Source organism: Streptosporangium roseum DSM 43021 (assembly GCF_000024865.1).
In the GTDB taxonomy this organism is placed as follows: domain Bacteria; phylum Actinomycetota; class Actinomycetes; order Streptosporangiales; family Streptosporangiaceae; genus Streptosporangium; species Streptosporangium roseum.
In genome coordinates this window covers 2,709,953-2,725,099 of the sequence record NC_013595.1, presented here as the reverse complement: position 1 = coordinate 2,725,099, position 15,147 = coordinate 2,709,953, and the positions used below count along the sequence as shown (strand labels likewise).

Annotated in this window: 12 protein-coding genes; 5 read left to right on the top strand and 7 right to left on the bottom strand. The window is 72.1% G+C overall.

Going from position 1 to position 15,147, the window contains the following annotated elements; genetic code table 11:
* The first annotated feature begins 168 nt into the window (after positions 1–168).
* Positions 169–1,293 carry an FAD-dependent monooxygenase gene (locus SROS_RS12100; protein ID WP_012889217.1) on the top strand — a complete coding sequence of 375 codons (1,125 nt, stop codon included), beginning with the start codon at positions 169–171 and terminating at the stop codon, positions 1,291–1,293.
* A gap of 129 nt (positions 1,294–1,422) precedes the next feature.
* Here SROS_RS12100 and SROS_RS12095 read toward each other — a convergent pair whose 3' ends face one another.
* The 4 genes from SROS_RS12095 to SROS_RS12080 all read right to left on the bottom strand — a co-directional run bounded on the left by SROS_RS12095 (position 1,423) and on the right by SROS_RS12080 (position 7,157).
* The gene (locus SROS_RS12095; protein WP_012889216.1) at positions 1,423–2,622 is read right to left on the bottom strand and encodes a PucR family transcriptional regulator; all 1,200 of its coding nucleotides are present in this window, start codon (positions 2,620–2,622) and stop codon (positions 1,423–1,425) included.
* A 234-nt stretch (positions 2,623–2,856) separates the two neighbouring features.
* Positions 2,857–3,231: a hypothetical protein gene (locus SROS_RS12090; protein WP_012889215.1), complete on the bottom strand. Its 375-nt coding sequence runs from the start codon at positions 3,229–3,231 to the stop codon at positions 2,857–2,859.
* Between the two features lie 152 nt (positions 3,232–3,383).
* On the bottom strand, positions 3,384–4,004 hold the full coding sequence (locus tag SROS_RS47325) for a TIGR02611 family protein (RefSeq protein ID WP_012889214.1): 621 nt from the start codon (positions 4,002–4,004) through the stop codon (positions 3,384–3,386).
* Between the two features lie 216 nt (positions 4,005–4,220).
* Positions 4,221–7,157 carry a cellulose binding domain-containing protein gene (locus SROS_RS12080; protein WP_012889213.1) on the bottom strand — a complete coding sequence of 979 codons (2,937 nt, stop codon included), beginning with the start codon at positions 7,155–7,157 and terminating at the stop codon, positions 4,221–4,223.
* A 218-nt stretch (positions 7,158–7,375) separates the two neighbouring features.
* Between SROS_RS12080 and SROS_RS12075 the strand changes: the two genes are divergently transcribed.
* Together SROS_RS12075 and SROS_RS12070 are read left to right on the top strand one after the other, a co-directional pair.
* Entirely contained in the window at positions 7,376–8,302 is a 927-nt protein-coding gene (locus tag SROS_RS12075) for a phosphotriesterase family protein (protein ID WP_012889212.1), read from the top strand.
* 2 nt (positions 8,303–8,304) lie between these two features.
* The gene (locus SROS_RS12070; protein WP_012889211.1) at positions 8,305–9,183 is read left to right on the top strand and encodes a sugar phosphate isomerase/epimerase family protein; all 879 of its coding nucleotides are present in this window, start codon (positions 8,305–8,307) and stop codon (positions 9,181–9,183) included.
* A 122-nt stretch (positions 9,184–9,305) separates the two neighbouring features.
* Here SROS_RS12070 and soxR read toward each other — a convergent pair whose 3' ends face one another.
* Both soxR and SROS_RS12060 read right to left on the bottom strand, forming a co-directional pair.
* Positions 9,306–9,794, bottom strand: coding sequence for a redox-sensitive transcriptional activator SoxR (soxR, locus tag SROS_RS12065; protein WP_012889210.1), 489 nt, complete (start codon positions 9,792–9,794; stop codon positions 9,306–9,308).
* A gap of 83 nt (positions 9,795–9,877) precedes the next feature.
* On the bottom strand, positions 9,878–10,957 hold the full coding sequence (locus SROS_RS12060) for a helix-turn-helix transcriptional regulator (protein WP_012889209.1): 1,080 nt from the start codon (positions 10,955–10,957) through the stop codon (positions 9,878–9,880).
* Positions 10,958–11,160: 203 nt separating this feature from the next.
* Between SROS_RS12060 and SROS_RS12055 the strand changes: the two genes are divergently transcribed.
* The gene (locus SROS_RS12055) at positions 11,161–12,594 is read left to right on the top strand and encodes an FAD/NAD(P)-binding protein (RefSeq protein WP_012889208.1); all 1,434 of its coding nucleotides are present in this window, start codon (positions 11,161–11,163) and stop codon (positions 12,592–12,594) included.
* A 36-nt stretch (positions 12,595–12,630) separates the two neighbouring features.
* On the opposite strand, the gene SROS_RS12050 is transcribed toward SROS_RS12055, so the two are convergent.
* Complete coding sequence (locus SROS_RS12050) at positions 12,631–13,626, bottom strand: LacI family DNA-binding transcriptional regulator (RefSeq protein WP_012889207.1); 996 nt, start codon at positions 13,624–13,626, stop codon at positions 12,631–12,633.
* 166 nt (positions 13,627–13,792) lie between these two features.
* On the opposite strand from SROS_RS12050, the gene arfA reads away from it, so the two are divergent.
* A complete protein-coding gene (gene arfA / locus SROS_RS12045) occupies positions 13,793–15,139 on the top strand; it encodes an arabinosylfuranosidase ArfA (RefSeq protein WP_012889206.1) in 1,347 nt (448 codons plus the stop codon).
* Positions 15,140–15,147 lie beyond the last annotated feature (8 nt).

Here is a 15,147-nt window from a genome sequence, read left to right as displayed (position 1 = left end):
CAGACTGCCTGTACTAGTACAGACAGTAGCCTGATGGCGGCCCTGCCGAGCCTTCCGCACCTATCTGTACTAGCTCTGTTAACCACTGTGAGCACGGAAAATGAGAGTTGCCACGCCTTCTGTTTACGTCGTACATTCAGCTCCGCGTACAACGTATTAGGAGATCCCGTGAAGAACGTCCTCATCTCCGGCGGCAGCATCGCCGGCCCCGCCCTGGCCCGCTCACTGCGTCGCCGAGGCTTCCACCCGACCGTCGTCGAGCGGGCGCCCGCACCTCGCCGGGGCGGCCAGGCTGTCGACATCCGCGGCGCCGCCCTCGACGCGGCCGACCGGCTGGGCATCCTGGCAGAGGCGCGGGCGCTCGCCACCCGCATGCGTGGAATGTCGGTGCTCGACGGCGACGGCAACGAGGTGATGAGCACGACCGAGGAGACCTACAGCGGCGGCAGGCTCGACGGCGACGACATCGAGATCATGCGTGACGACCTGACTCGCCTGCTCGTAGACGGGACGCGCGACGGCGTGGAGTACGTCTTCGACGACTCCATCACCGCCGTCGAGCAGGACGGGCGCGGTGCCCGGGTGACCTTCGAGCGCGCCGAACCCCGCACCTTCGACCTGGTGGTCGGGGCCGACGGGCTGCACTCCAACGTGCGCCGTCTCGTCTTCGGCGAGGAGTCGCGCTTCATCCACCACCTGGGCACCTATCTGGCGTTCTTCCGCGCCGACAACTTCCTCGACCTCGACAACTGGCAGATGTGGCTCCGGGACGGCGACAGGGGTTACGGCATCTACCCCGCCCGCGAGAACGCCGAGATCGTGATCTCGTTCGGCTTCGGCTCGCCGCCGCTGGACTACGACCACCGCGACGTCGAGCAGCAGAAGCGGATCGTCGCCGAGCAGTTCACCGGCCTGCGCTGGGAGGCGCCCCGGCTGCTGGAGGCCATGTGGAAGGCACCCGACTTCTACTTCGACTCGATGGCCCAGATCCGGATGGACCACTGGTCGGCCGGCCGGGTGGTGCTGCTGGGAGACGCCGGCTACTGCCCCTCGCCGCTGTCCGGCCAGGGCACCAGCCTGGCCTTGGTGGGTGCCTGCGTGCTGGCCGACGAGCTCGGCGTGGCGGGCGACGACCACCGCGCCGCGTTCGCCCGTTACGAGGAGCGCATGCACCCGTTCGTCGAGCTCAACCAGGCGCTCGCCACCGAGAACCCCGGTGGACCGGCCTCCGAGGAGTCGGTCGAGCGGGCCAAGAACGCGATCTCGCTCGGCGACCGGACCACGGCCGGTTGACCACCCGGCCGCCGCGCCTCCGGTGGGGCTGCGGCGACCTCTCGGACGCGGAGGAGCGGCGACTCCCGGGACGCGGGGAAGCCACCGGTGACCCGCCTCACCGCGCGCCCGCCGACAGGCCGCGGGACGTCAGTCCGGTACGGCGTGCAGGCCGGCGGCCCGGGCGCGCAGGACGACCTCCAGCTCGAAGCGGTCGCCGGGAGTGCCGAGCTGGTCGGCGAAGAGCTCGGTGGCCTGGCGCAGCCGGTAGCGGACGGTCTGGGGGTGGATGTGCAGCCGGGCCGCCACCTCGGTGGCGTTGCCGCTCTGCAGCCAGGCCAGCAGCGTCTCGGCCAGCCGGTCGCGCTGGGCGGGGCGCAGGCCGCGCAGGGGCGCCAGCCGGGCCCGTCCCATGATCTGGATCAGCGCCTCGTCCCGGAAGATCATCAAGGTGGCCAGGTGGTGGGCCGCCCTGATGCTGCGGCCGTCGTCGAGCACGCCTCGACGGGCCAGGACCAGGGCGTCACGGGCGAGCCTGAGCGACAGGGCCGCCTCGCCCACGCCGACCGCAGGTCCGATCACCACGGTCCAGTCGGCGGCCAGCGCGTCGAGCAGGCCGTACCGTCCCGGGCCGTCGGGGTCGGGAACGACCAGGCAGGGGTCGGAGCGGTCGAGGTCGGCGAGCACGTCGGGCGGCAGGCCCGGCCTGGACGGCTCGCCCTGTGCCCGCGCGGCCAGCGCGACGCAGGCCACCGTACGCGGCGTGGTCCACCGCACCGACCTGGCGAGATCGGCCACCGCCCGGGGGTCGGCGGGCGGGTCGGCGACCAGCAGGTCGAGCAGCCGCCGGCGGCGCAGTTCGAGCTCGCCCGCCACCCTCGCCTGGGCCTCGGCGTAGCCGTCGGCCGCGGCGGCGGCGATCTCGTCGAGGTAGACCAGGATCGCCTCCCCGATGTCGCACATGCGCTGCCTGGACAGGTTCAGCCGCTCGGACTCCTCGGCCAGCCTGCGCCACGCCACCCTGGCGCAGATCCGCAGCGCGGACTGGAGCGAATCCAGCGGCCGCCCCTCGGCCGCCTCCCCGCTGCCCACCGCGCGGTAGACCTCCAGCAGCCGGGAGCGGCTGGCTCCCCTGTCGCCGACCCGGTTCACGAAGCCCGCCAGGGCCTCCTCGACGGCGTGCCTGACGATGCGGGCGTAGGCACCGCTCTGCCGGGAGTATTCGGGCACGCTCGCCTGGATCTCGCCGGCCATCTCCTCGGTCAGGTCGTGCAGGTAGGGGCGGAGGGCGTCGGCGAACTCACGGGGGATGTCGGCCAGAGGTTGTTCGACGGCACGGGCAAGGCTCACGTGGGTCCTCCTGCCCCGGACGGTACTCCGATCCCCTCGCCGCTTCTTCTGGCCGGAACGCACATTTTCCGGTGTGATCTCACTCACACCGATGACAATGATGTGGCGACCCGCCGCCGGGGCGGGACCGGCCGGGCCCGCCGCCACCCAGCCCACCGCGCGGGCCGTCCGGGTGTCCCGGTCCGGCCCGGAAGCCCGCCCGGCCGGGCCGGAGGCGGCCGGTCGCGCGGCGGGCTAGAAGTAACCGGCGCCCACGATGGTGGCCGGGGTGGTGCCGAGGTTCTTCACCTTGAAGCGGATGCAGGCCGGGGCCGTGTCGGGGTCGGCGGCGACGTATGGGGCGTGGTCGTTGGCGATGATCGACACCGCGCCCAGATACCTGCCCCTGCAGTTGCTGATCTTGATCTCGGCCGGCACGCCGTTGTTCTCCAGCTTGACCAGCACCTTGCCCTTGTAGGGGGCCGTGGGGACGAGCTCCTCGGTGAGGAAGACCTCCGCGCCGGGCTGGACCGTCGCCCCCAGGTTGACGGCGTCGGCGTGGGCGGGGACGCCGGTCACGGCGACGATTCCGGCCGCGGTCAGGGCGGCCGTCGAAGACAGGACGCGCATCGGAGGTCACTCTCCTGTGTCTCTTGGGATCGGACGGGGAGAGACTACGGAGAGTGATGTATGGGGACGACAGTGTGGCGGCCGGTCCCGGGTAAATCCTCGCCCCATCCCGCCGGCGGCGCCACGCCCGTGGCCGCCCGGCGAAAGGGAGGCTAGCGGTTGATGAGCTTCTGGGTCTCGGTGACCAGGTCGAGGCCGAAGCTGAGCTTGAGGCCGTAGTAGACGATGGCCGTGGCGGCCACCGCGGCGACGAAGACCACCAGGATCTTGAGGGGCCAGCCCTGGCGGCCGAGCCAGGTCGTCCAGGCCGACAGGGTCTGCTTGCCGAACTCCAGCAGCCGGTGGGCCCAGTGGAACTCGGTGGCCAGGACGGCGAGGCCGGCGAAGACCACCAGCCAGCCGGGGCCGGGGAAGGGGACCATGATGAGGCCGGCGATGACCAGCACGGCGCCGATGACGCCGATGACGATCTTGAGGGTGAGGTGGCCCGTGCGGGTCGACCTGACGCCGTCGAGCCAGCCGTGGATGCCGGACCGCCGCGCCGCCTCGTCCTTCAGCACGTCGGCGTCGCCGGTCTCGGACCACGGAGCCCCGGTGCCGGAGCGCGACGCTCCGGCACCGCCGGGCTCGGACCGCGGCGCTCCGGCGTCATGAGCTCCGGGCAGTGGCGCCCCGGTGTGGCCGGGCTCGGGCCGCGACGCGCCGGCGTCACCGGTTTCGGACGGCCACTCGGCCCCGTCCTGGGTGTTCCGCACCCCGTCTGAGATAGCCACGCGATCCCCCGGACAGTCGTTTCGCTCCAGAATAGGCCAGCTCAACTGATCTACGTTCATTCTGGGGGATGAATCGCGCCTGTTCCGGGGGATGACCCGCGCCTGCGACTCAGGGCGCACAGCGGAGCCGGCGCCCCCTCCTTCCGGCGCCGCGGCCGGGTGGTCCCGCGCCTCCCCGGAGGGCCGCGCGGGACCGTGGCGGTCAGGACGGCCGGGCTATCCGGCCGTGCAGGTGACGGTGGCGGGGACGCCGTTGGCGCCGGTCCAGCTGCCGCCGAAGCCGAACGCCGTGGACGCCCCGCCTCCCAGGCCGCCGTTCCAGCCCGCGTTCCCGACGGTGACGTCGGCGCCGGTCTGGGTGTGGACGCCGCTCCAGAGCTGGGTGATCGTCTGACCGTCCGGGAACGACCACTTGACGGTCCAGGCGCTGATCGCCGAGGTTCCGGTGTTCTTCACCGTCACCTCGCCCTGGAAGCCGCCGGGCCAGGAGTTGGTCACCTTGTAGGCGGCGGCGCACCCGCCGCCCACCGGCCCGGCGGCCGTCCTGAAGGTGACCGGGCCGGAGGCGGTGGAGCTGTTGCCCGCCCCGTCGCGGGCGACCACGTAGTAGGTGTGGGAGGTGTCGGCGGCCAGTCCGGTCAGCGCGAACGACGCCGAGGAGGACGAGCCGGCCTTCACGTCCGTCGCCCCGGCCTCCCGGTAGACGTCGTAGCCGGTCACCGCGGTGTCGTCGGTGGACGCCGTCCAGGTCAGCGTCGCGCCCGACGAGGTGATCGCCGAGGCGGCCGGCGTGCCGGGCCTGGACGGCGGGGTGGTGTCGTCGGGCGGCACGGTGCCGCCGTTGTCGGCGTAGAGGATGCCCCGGCCGTTGGTGCCGAGGTAGACCCGGCCGTAGACCCGGGGGTCGCCGGTGACGGCCTCGCCCATGTTGCCGTACCGGTGCCGGTCGTCGTTGATCCTGACCCAGCTCGCGCCCGTGTCGTCGGAGCGGAAGACGCCGTTCACCCCGCCGACTGTGGCGACCGCGTACAGCGCCTGGTAGGCCCTGCCCGGCGCGGCCTTGCCGAAGCCGATGTTGACCGCGCTCGTGACGCCGGACAGCTTGGTGAAGGACGCGCCGCCGTCGGTGGAGTGCCAGATCCCGGACGTGCCGCCGGCCGCGGTGTCGCCGCCCGCCAGCCAGATGTCTCCCTCGCGGCCGGGGACGGCCTTGAACTTGACGTTGCCCGTGGCCGGCAGCCCGGTCGCGGCGGTGGCGGCGAAGGAGGCGCCGCCGTCGGTGCTGGCGTAGAACCGCCCGGCGCCGAACCCGTAGAACCTGGCCGGGTTCACCCGGTCCGACTCCACCACGGCCCCGGCGGGGATGCCGGTGGACGCGGTCCAGGAGGTGCCGAACCCGGTCGAGCGGTGGACGGCCACGCCCTTGGGCGCCCAGACGAACCGGGAGCCGTCGGCCGCCGCCGCGACCGTGCCGCCCTCGTTGATCCCGCCCGGTTCGGTGCCCTGGAACCAGTTGGCACCGCCGTCGGTGGAGAAGGCGACGTGGCTGTCGGAGGGGCGGTCGGCGTCGGTGAAGTTGCCCGCGCGGACCATCACGGCGGGCTTGGTCTCGGCGTAGTCGAGGCTGGTCGTGCTGGTGAAAACGGGCGAGGTGAACATCATCGGCGGCACGGCGGCGAGGTCGGTGTGGCGGAAGCCGCCGATGTCGCCGAGACCGCTGACCAGCGGGGCCCCGCTGGGCGGGCTGATCAGGTCGAGGACGGCGGTCTCCTCCAGCCCCCTCACCATCGGCTTGATGGTGAACTGGCCACCGGTGTCCCACTTGAGCAGGTCCTCGGTGCCGTAGAGCGTGGCGCCGGTGCCGTACATCATGCGGTTGGAGTCGAACGGGTCGATCTCCAGCGATTCGGTCATCCAGCCGAGCTTGGGGGTCGTCTCCGGTGGCTGCGGGTTCGCCCCGAAGGTCAGCCAGGGCGAGGAGGAGATGTCCATCTTGTAGCGGAAGGTTCTGTTGGGGTACGAGGCCCAGTCCCAGATCCGGGTCCAGGTGGCGCCGGCGTCGGTGGAGCGGAAGAAGATCACGTCAGGCCACCAGGAGACCTGGGTGGCGACCATCAGCGTGCCGGGGTGCAGGCGGTCGATCGTGAGCCCGCTGTAGCCGAAGTAGTCGTCGGCCGAGCTGGACGGGATCGGGCTGATCCGGGTCCACGCGCCGGTGACCGTGTCGAGCTTCCACACGTCGCCCTTGCCCCCGTCGTAAGGCCCGCCGGTGTCGCTGGTGGCGATGTAGAGCGCGTGGCCGGCGTGGTCGAGGACGCCCTTGTGCGCGATGTAGCCGGTCGGCTGCCCGGCAACCCTGGTCCAGGTGACGCCGGCGTCGGCGGAGCTGTAGACCGTGTTCTCCTTGTCCGCGACGCCGACGTAGATCCTCTGGGTCCTCTGGCCCGCGGTCGCCGAGGACGGGTCGAAGGTCACCCAGACCACGCCCGGCCGGTGGCTGAGGTATCCGTTCGGGTCGGAGGGATCCTGGGCGTAGTTCCCCGGGTTGGGGAAGCTCGTGACCTTGGCCCAGGTCACGCCCTTGTCGGTGCTGCGCCACAGGCCGTTGCCCTCGGGCGCCCCCAGATACACCACGCCGTTGTCGTTGGGGTCGACGGCCAGCCGCTCGCCCATCCCCCGGCCCGGCATGTTGCCGCCGAGCTTGAACGGCAGCGGGGTGGCCTGCCAGGTCCTCCCCTTGTCCGCGGAGCGCAGGACCGCGCCGTTGTTGGGGTCCCAGTCGTTGGTGTACATCCCGGCGGCGACGTAGACCCGGCCGGTCTCCACCGGGTCGGTGGCGAGGCTGACCACGCCGTTGTAGCCCCACTTGTCCCAGCCCACCCAGTCGAGCAGCGGGGTCCAGCTCCTGCTCGCCTGCTCCCAGCGGTAGGCGCCGCCGATGTCGGTGCGGGCGTAGATCAGGTCCTTCTCGGTCTGGTTGAAGACGATCCCGGGCACGAACCCGCCGCCGTCGATCCGGACGTTCTTCCACTCGTACGGCTCGGCGGCGGCAGAGGAGGGGGACACCGACGCGGCCCCGCCCCCGACGGCCGTGCCGACCGCCGCGCACGCCACCGCCACGGCGGCGAGCACGCTGAACAGCCTTCTTCGCATGTACGGCTTCCCTTCGCAAAGCAACGGACAAACCGCCATGCACGATCAGGTGACGGGACCCTGACCTTCGACCGCCCATGATGCGCGTGCATGAACGCCCAGAGATTCACACGCCGGACGGCGAGCCGTCAATAGTTTGAAGCCACAACTAACAACCCCAAGGTAAAACCATACGGACTTCCGCGATTTTTACACCAAATATGGGTTAATGTCCGTTCATGCCTGAGGCTTCCCTCGTCACACGCGAGGCTCCCCTTGTCAGGACCGTCAGCGGCCCCTGCACCCCGTCCTCCGTCAACGGAGCGGTCCTCCCCCGCGAGCACCTGCGCAGCGACATGCGCTGGGCGGCCGGTGTCCTCTCCGACCCCCACCGGTGGCTGGACGAGGAGCAGGAGGTCACCAGGGAGCTGTGCGGGCTGCGCCAGTCCGACAGGCTCGGCCTGGTCGTCGAGCTGAGCTGCATCGGCATGGGCCGCGACGCCGCCTCGCTGGCCCGGGTCACGGCCGGCAGCCGGGTGGCCGTGGTGGCCGGGACCGGCTTCTTCGCCGGTCCGTTCACCCCCTCCTGGGCACTCGACGCCGACGTGGACGCCCTCACCCGCCACCTGCTGACCGAGATCGAGGACGGCCTGGACGGCACCAGCGCCCGCCCCGGCGTGATCGGCGAGATCGGCGTCTGGGGCGACGAGCCGACCCCCGCCGAGGAGCGTTGCGTGGCCGCCGCCGCCAGGGCGTCCCTGGCCTCCGGCCTGCCGGTCGCCACCCACCACCGCGGCGGCCTGACCCTGCTGGAGATCCTCCTCGGTGAGGGCCTGCCCGCCCACCGGGTCAGCGTCGCCGACGCCGGGACCGACCCGTCGGCCCCCCGTAAGATCGTCGAGAGGGGCGGCTACGTCTGCCTCACCTCCCTGGGCGCCGACCGGCTCCGGCAGGCGCTGGACCTCATCGACGCCGGATACGCGCACCGGCTGCTGCTCAGCAGCGGCCTGTCCAAGGTCTCCGAGATCGAACGGTACGGCGGAGGCGGCTACAGCCACCTGTTCCGCACCTTCCTGCCCCGGCTGCGCGAGGCCGGGATCAGCGAGGAGACCATCAGCCAGATCACCCACGACAACCCTCTCCGCTGGCTCACCTGCATGGAGTGACCATGTCGATCAAGGTCGCGAACGCCCCCGTCAACTTCGGGATCTACCGGGCGGACGGCGCCCCGCTGGACGCCGACGCCCTGCTCGGCGCGCTCGCCGGGGCGGGCTACGACGGGATCGACTCGGGGCCGATCGGCTACCTGGGCACCGGCGCCGAGCTCCGGGAACGGCTGGCACGGACCGGGATGGGCCTGGCGGGCGGCTGGGTGGACCTGCGCTACGAGGACGCCGGCGGGTTCGCGGCCGACCTCGCCGGGCTGGACGCGGCGCTGGCGGTGTTCGCGAGCGTGCCGGTCGCCGACGGGCGGTTCGCCCCCCGCCCCACCCTGGCCTGCACGGCCCATCCGGCGCGGTTCGCCGGAGGCGACGCCCCCGGCCTGCCTGGTGAGGCGTGGGCGGGCTTCGCCGCCCGGGTCCAGCGGGCGGCCGGCCGCTGCCGGGACCACGGCCTGGAGCCCGTCTTCCACCACCACCTGGGAACGCTGGTGGAGACCCCGGAGGAGATCGGGCGGCTGCTGGAGCTCACCGACGTCTCGCTCTGCCTGGACACCGGCCATCTCTGGCTGGCGGGCGGCGACCCGGTGGTGGCGCTGCGGGAGTGGGGCGGCCGGATCAGGCAGGTGCACCTCAAGGACGCGAGCCGGGAGGCGCGCGACCGGGTGCGGGCGACCGGCGGCGACCTGGCGGCCGTCGTCGCGGGGGGCGCCTTCCCCGCCCTGGGCGCAGGGGAGGTCGATCTGGCCGGCGTCCTGGGCGGGCTCGGCGGCTACGAGGGCTGGCTGGTCGTCGAGCAGGACGTTCCCGGCTCTGGCCAGGACCTCGGCCGGGCCCTGGAGGACCAGCGCGCCAACCGCGCCTGGCTGCGCGCCCACGGTCTCTGAGAGCGCGCCCGGGGAGAGGCGGGCCCAAGACGGATCCGTCACACGCGTGGGGTTCAGATCTCCGTAACGTGTGCTCACAGGCTCTGCGCGTGGTGGGCGCACGGGCAACCGGGGCGACGCCGCTACGCGCCCACGGCCGGATCCTCGCATCCCGGGGCGCAGTCACGGCGCGGGACGACCATCAGGCGCGAGCCGGGTCCCCTGACCGCCGCCACGTCGTCGGGGTTGGCCAGCGCGCAGCGGTCCAGGGAGAGGCAGCCGCAGCCGATGCACTCCGTCAGGCCGTCGCGGAGCCGCTGGAGCTGCTTAATCCGGTCGTCCAGCTCGCTCCGCCACGCCTCGGAGAGCCTCGCCCAGTCCTCGCGGGTGGGGGTGCGCTCGTCGGGCAGCGCGGACAGCGCGTCCTGGATCGTCTTGAGGGGGATCCCCACCCGCTGCGAGACCCGGATGAAGGCGATCCTGCGCAGCGTGTCGCGGGTGAAGCGGCGCTGGTTGCCCGCCGTACGGCGGCTGCGGATCAGTCCCTTGGACTCGTAGAAGTGCAGAGTGGACACGGCGACCCCGCTGCGCGAGGCGAGCTGGCCGACAGTGATCTCCAGGTTCTTGGGCACGCTCAACTCTAGCCCGCCCCTCCGGCCTGACCTCGATCGAAGTCAAGGTCGCAGGCGGCGCCGATGGCGACTGGTTCCGGCACCTACGGCCTGCGGGGTTCGGCAAACAGCCGTCCGACGAGCTCACCACGGCTGGAGATCTCCGCCTTGCCGAAGACGGCCTTGAGGTGGCCGCGGACGGTGTGCGGGGAGATGAACAGGGCCGCTGCGATCTCTGTGGTGGGCAGGCCCTGTGCCACGAGCTGAGCGACCTGGAACTCGCGCGGCGTCAGGCCGTATGCCTGGGCGACCATGGCCGCCAGGTCGCCGGGGGCGGCGGGCTCGATGACGAGCGCGATCGGCCCCGGCCGCCCACCGGGACCGCTCAGCCATGAGGCGTGGCAGGTCAGCCACTGCCTGTCGCGGGTCCGGATGCGGATCCGGGCGCTGCCGCGATCGCGACCTCGGGCGATGGCCCGCGCCTGCAGCGCCGTGCCGATCAACCAGATGGGCAGCCTCAGCCCGAGCGTCGACGGAATGGACGGTCCGTCCGGCAGCAGCGCGAGATACCGCCGAGCCTCCTCGTTGATCGACGTCGCCTCGCCGTACTCGTCGAAGAGCAGCAGGCCGGGTGCGGAGGCGCCCGGTCCGCCGGCTGATTCGGACGGACGGGCGAAACGGCGCAGCCGGTCGGCGAGCGGAGCGGACAGGTCGGCGAACAGCGCGACCTCGTGCGGGCCGAACGCCGGGCCTCCCCGCATGCGGAAAAGGCTCACCACGCCCCACGGCCGGTCGCCGCTCCGCAGCACGGCCCGCAACTCGTCGTCCACGCCCTGACCGCCGAGCAGACGGCGGAAGCGGGCGCTGCGCTCGGGCAGGTCGCCAGTGGCCGCGCGCAGGCCGGCCACGGGGACGGCGGCGCGGGCGAGGTCACGGAACGGCAGGACGTTCTCCTCCAGGAGCTCGCTCTCCCAGTAGTCGGCGCACCCTTCGCCGGAGCCGAGGTTCTCCACCAGCATGGGTGCGGTGACCAGGCCCGTTTCAGGGTCGGTGGCCGCCCATACGGCGGAGTCGAACGGCATCTGCCGCCGCAGCCTGGCCGAGGCGCGGCTGAAGAGGTCCAGCGCGTTGTCGGCCCGATCGGCAGCCGACAGGATCTCGGTGCGGTGGTGCGGGTGAATCATCGAGCCTCCTGGCCTGTGCAGCCATTCTCGTGGGCTCCTCCGAGAGCTGCACGCCGGTCAGCTTCCCCGTTTTCTCCTCCCTCGCCAACCCCTCGTTTGAGGGGTTCATTCCTCGCGGATCCCCCGCAAGCAGGGGATGGAACATCGTTCTGGCCCTCACAAGACTCGGAACGGCCTTTCGGGACGGAACAAGGGAGAACGTCATGCGTATCGCGATCGTCGGAGCCGGCGCCGCCGCAGTCGGCCTGCTGGACGCGCTGGCCGTCAGCGAGGCGGAGGCGGGAGAGGTCACCGTGTTCGAGCCGTCCGCGCACCTGTGGCGGGGACGCCCGTACGGGCCGGATCTGGACAGAGTGCTGGTCAACGTCCCACCGGCGGTCATGTCGATCCGTCACCTGGACTCCGGGCACTACTCCTCCTGGCTGGGTGCCGAGCGTGCCGCCGCCCACATGGACGATCTGTTCGGACAGCCGCTGGTGCCCCGCGCGCTCTACGGCGAGTACCTGGCCGACACCGCCGAGACCGCCCTGGCCACGCTGCGCGGGCGGGGCTGGCGGACCCGCGTCGTCGCCGCCCGGATTGTCGCGGTGGCCCGCTCCCGCGGCCTCCGGCTGGCGCTGTACACCGAGGATGGGCAGGAGCACACGGCCGACCAGGTGGTCTTGTGCGTGGGCGGGGGGACGCCGCAGGACCACTACGGCCTGGGCGGTGCCCCCGGATTCGTCGGTGATCCGTATCCGCTGGCGTCCACGCTCGACCAGGTCCGGGCCGAGGCCGACGTCGCGGTGATCGGCAGCGGGCTGACCGCTGTCGATGTGGCCGTGTCGCTCGCGGCGCGCGGCCATGCCGGGCGGATCGCGCTGGTGTCGCGGAGCGGCATGCTACCCCACGTCTACCAGCGCCCCCTCGGCTACCGACCCAGGCACGTGACCGTCGATCGGGTGGAGGCGCTGAGCCGCGAGCACGGCGGCGTCACCCTCGACGACCTCGCCGGGCTGCTCCGCGCCGAACTGGCGGAGAAGGGCGAGGACTTCGCGCGCTTCACGGCCGAGCTGCTGATGGCCAGGTCCGAGGAGCCCGTACGGCGGCTGCGGGCGCAACTGGCCGCCGTCGACGATCCCAGGATCGGGCGGCGCGTGCTGCAGCAGAGCGCATACACCGTCGGCCCGTACGCGTGGCGGCTGATGTCCGGGTCCGACCGCGAACGGCTCCGCCGCCACCTCCGTCTGGCCACCAGCGTGGCCGCGCCGATGGTGCCGGTGAACGCCGCTGCGCTACTGGAGCTGTTCGACTCCGGGCAGCTCACCATGGCCCCGGGTGTACGCAAGATCGAGGCGGTGGAGGGAGGGTTCCGGGTGCGCGGCGACGGCGGCGACCTGAACGCCGACCTCGTCGTCAACGCCCTGAACCCGCCGCCCCGGACGGTGCCCCGCGCGGCCGAGCAACTGGTCACGTCCCTCCTCGCCGACGGGCTGGCCGCGCTGCACCCGTCAGGCGGACTGGCCCCCGCCGACCCGCGCCTGCACGTGGTGGGCGACTTCGCCGCAGGCGGCACGTTCATCACCTCGGGCATCCTCGGAGTCGCCGCCCGGGCCGCCCGTACCGCCGGCGGGCTGCTGGCAGCGCAGGCCGGTTGACCGGCTGCAGGCGGGAGCCCGGATCAGTCGCGGCCCTCACCTCCCGAGGGTGCTCTCCCTCGCCATGAGCCGGTAGCCGGCCCGGGTCTCCTGCGGGGGATGGCCGGGCCGGCCGTCGATCCGCCGCTTGAGCAGATCGACCGCGATCCGGGCCAGCTCCGCCTTGTCAGGAGCCAGCGTGGTCAGGGTCGGCGTGCTGTAGCGGCCGTCCTCGATGTCGTCGAGCCCGGCCAGCGCGATGTCCTCCGGCACCCGCAGGCCCGCGGACAGGATCGTCCGCATCGCGCCCAGCGCCAGCAGGTCGTTGAAGCAGAACACCGCGTCGGGCCGGTGCTCCAGGAGCGCGGCCATCGCCGCCGCACCCTCGCGCCGGCGGTAGCGCTCCACTTTGGCCACCGTCTCGGGCAGGCCGTGCGCGGCCAGAGCCTGGCGGTATCCGGCCAGGCGGAGCGGGGCCGTGCCGCTGGCGGAGTTGTCCTGGGCGCCCAGCGCGGCGATCCGGGTGCGGCCGAGCCCGATCAGGTGCTCGGTGACGTCGCGGGCCGCCCGTACGTTGTCGATCGCCACGTGGTCGGCCGGGCCGTCGTGGATCCGCTCGCCCAGCAGGACGAGCGCGGTGTCGTCGGTGCGGGCCGCGAGCTCGTCCACGCCGATCGCGACGGGGCTGAGAATGAGCCCGTCCACCCGGTGGTCGCGGACCCCGTCGAGGATCTGCCGCTCCCGCTCCAGGCTCCCGTCCGTCTGCTCGATGACCACCAGCCACCTCAGCTCGGCCGCGGCTTCGATGACAAACCGGGACAGCTCCGCGAAGTAGGGTGCGTCGAGCTCGGGGAGGGCCAGGGCGATCACACCGGTGCGTCCCTGGCGCAGGTTCCTGGCCGACAGGTTGGGCCGGTAGTCGAGCTGCGAGAGCGCGTGCTCCACCTTCGCCCGGGTCGCCGGCGAGACATGGGCGTACCCGTTGACGACGTTGGAGACGGTCTTCACCGACACCCCCGCCAGGCGCGCGATGTCGCGCAGGCTCACTCCCACTCTGTCCCGCCTCCCAGGTCGTACGGCTCATGCGGGCCGTACAAGATCTGACGTCGTCGATCGTAACGCCCGGGTATCGACTCCGGCAGCACCTGTTTACAACGTTGAAACAACGTTGTACAAACGCACCTACCACGAAACGCCGCGACAACAGAGAGGTCGTGTCTTGGCGACCACCGCCCGTCTCACGCTGGACCCCGCCTTCCGGATCGGCCCGGTGGACCCCCGGCTCTTCGGCTCGTTCGTCGAGCACATGGGCCGCTGCGTCTACACCGGCGTCTTCGAGCCCGGCCATCCCCTGGCCGACGCCGACGGTTTCCGCACCGACGTACTGGAGCTGACCCGCGAGCTCGGGGTGACGCTGGTCCGTTACCCCGGAGGCAACTTCGTCTCCAACTACCGCTGGGAGGACGGCGTCGGCCCGGTGGAGGACCGGCCGGCCCGGCTGGAACTGGCCTGGCGGAGCCTGGAGGGCAACAGCTTCGGGCTCAACGAGTTCATGGCCTGGGCCGCCAAGGCCGGGGTGGAGCCGATGATGGCGCTCAACCTGGGCACCCGCGGCGTGGCCGAGGCGCTGGAGCTGGTGGAGTACGCCAACTATCCCGGGGGCACGCGCCTGTCCGAGCTGCGCCGCGCGCACGGCGCCGACAAGCCGCACGACGTGCGGCTGTGGTGCCTGGGCAACGAGCTGGACGGCCCCTGGCAGATGGGCCACAAGACCGCCGGGGAGTACGGCCGGCTCGCCGCCGAGACGGCGCGGGCGCTCAAACGCTTCGACCAGGGGCTGTCCCTGGTGGCCTGCGGCAGTTCCAACAGCGGCATGCCGACGTTCGGCGCGTGGGAGGCGGAGGTCCTGGAGGCGACCTACGAGATGGTCGACTACGTCTCGCTGCACGCCTACTACGATCCGTCCGACGGTGACGTCGACTCCTTCCTGGCCAGCGGCGCCGACATGGAGCACATGATCCGTTCGATCGCCGCCACCGCCGACCACGTGGGCGCGAAGCTGCGCAGCGACAAGAAGATCAAGCTCTCCTTCGACGAGTGGAACGTCTGGTACCAGAGCCGTTTCAACGGAGAGTCCTCGCTGGAGTGGACCGAGCACCCCCGGCTGATCGAGGACTCCTACGACGTCACCGACGCGGTGGTGGTCGGCAGCCTGCTCATCACCCTGCTGCGCAACGCCGACCGGGTCGGCGTCGCCTGCCAGGCGCAGCTGGCCAACGTGATCGCCCCGATCAGGACGGAGCCCGGCGGCCCCGCCTGGCGGCAGACCATCTTCCATCCGTTCGCGCTGACCGCCAGGCACGCCCGCGGCGAGGTGCTCCGGGTGGAGCCCGAGTGCGCCACGATCCCCACCGCCAAGTACGGCGAGGCCCCCGCGATCTGGGCGACCGCCACCCACGACGCGGCGACCGGCGCGGTGATCGCCAGTCTGCCGGTGATCGTGCTCTACCTCGTCGCCCAGCGCTGGGTGATCGAGGGAATCTCCCGCTCGGGGCTCAAGGGATGATCGGCCGG

Coding starts and splice junctions, on each gene's coding strand:
- SROS_RS12090 (WP_012889215.1), bottom strand. CDS start 3,231: ATGCGCGTCCTGTCTTCGACGGCCGCCCTGACCGCGGCCGGAATCGTC.
- SROS_RS12080 (WP_012889213.1), bottom strand. CDS start 7,157: ATGCGAAGAAGGCTGTTCAGCGTGCTCGCCGCCGTGGCGGTGGCGTGC.
- SROS_RS12075 (WP_012889212.1), top strand. CDS start 7,376: ATGCCTGAGGCTTCCCTCGTCACACGCGAGGCTCCCCTTGTCAGGACC.
- SROS_RS12070 (WP_012889211.1), top strand. CDS start 8,305: ATGTCGATCAAGGTCGCGAACGCCCCCGTCAACTTCGGGATCTACCGG.
- SROS_RS12060 (WP_012889209.1), bottom strand. CDS start 10,957: ATGATTCACCCGCACCACCGCACCGAGATCCTGTCGGCTGCCGATCGG.
- SROS_RS12055 (WP_012889208.1), top strand. CDS start 11,161: ATGCGTATCGCGATCGTCGGAGCCGGCGCCGCCGCAGTCGGCCTGCTG.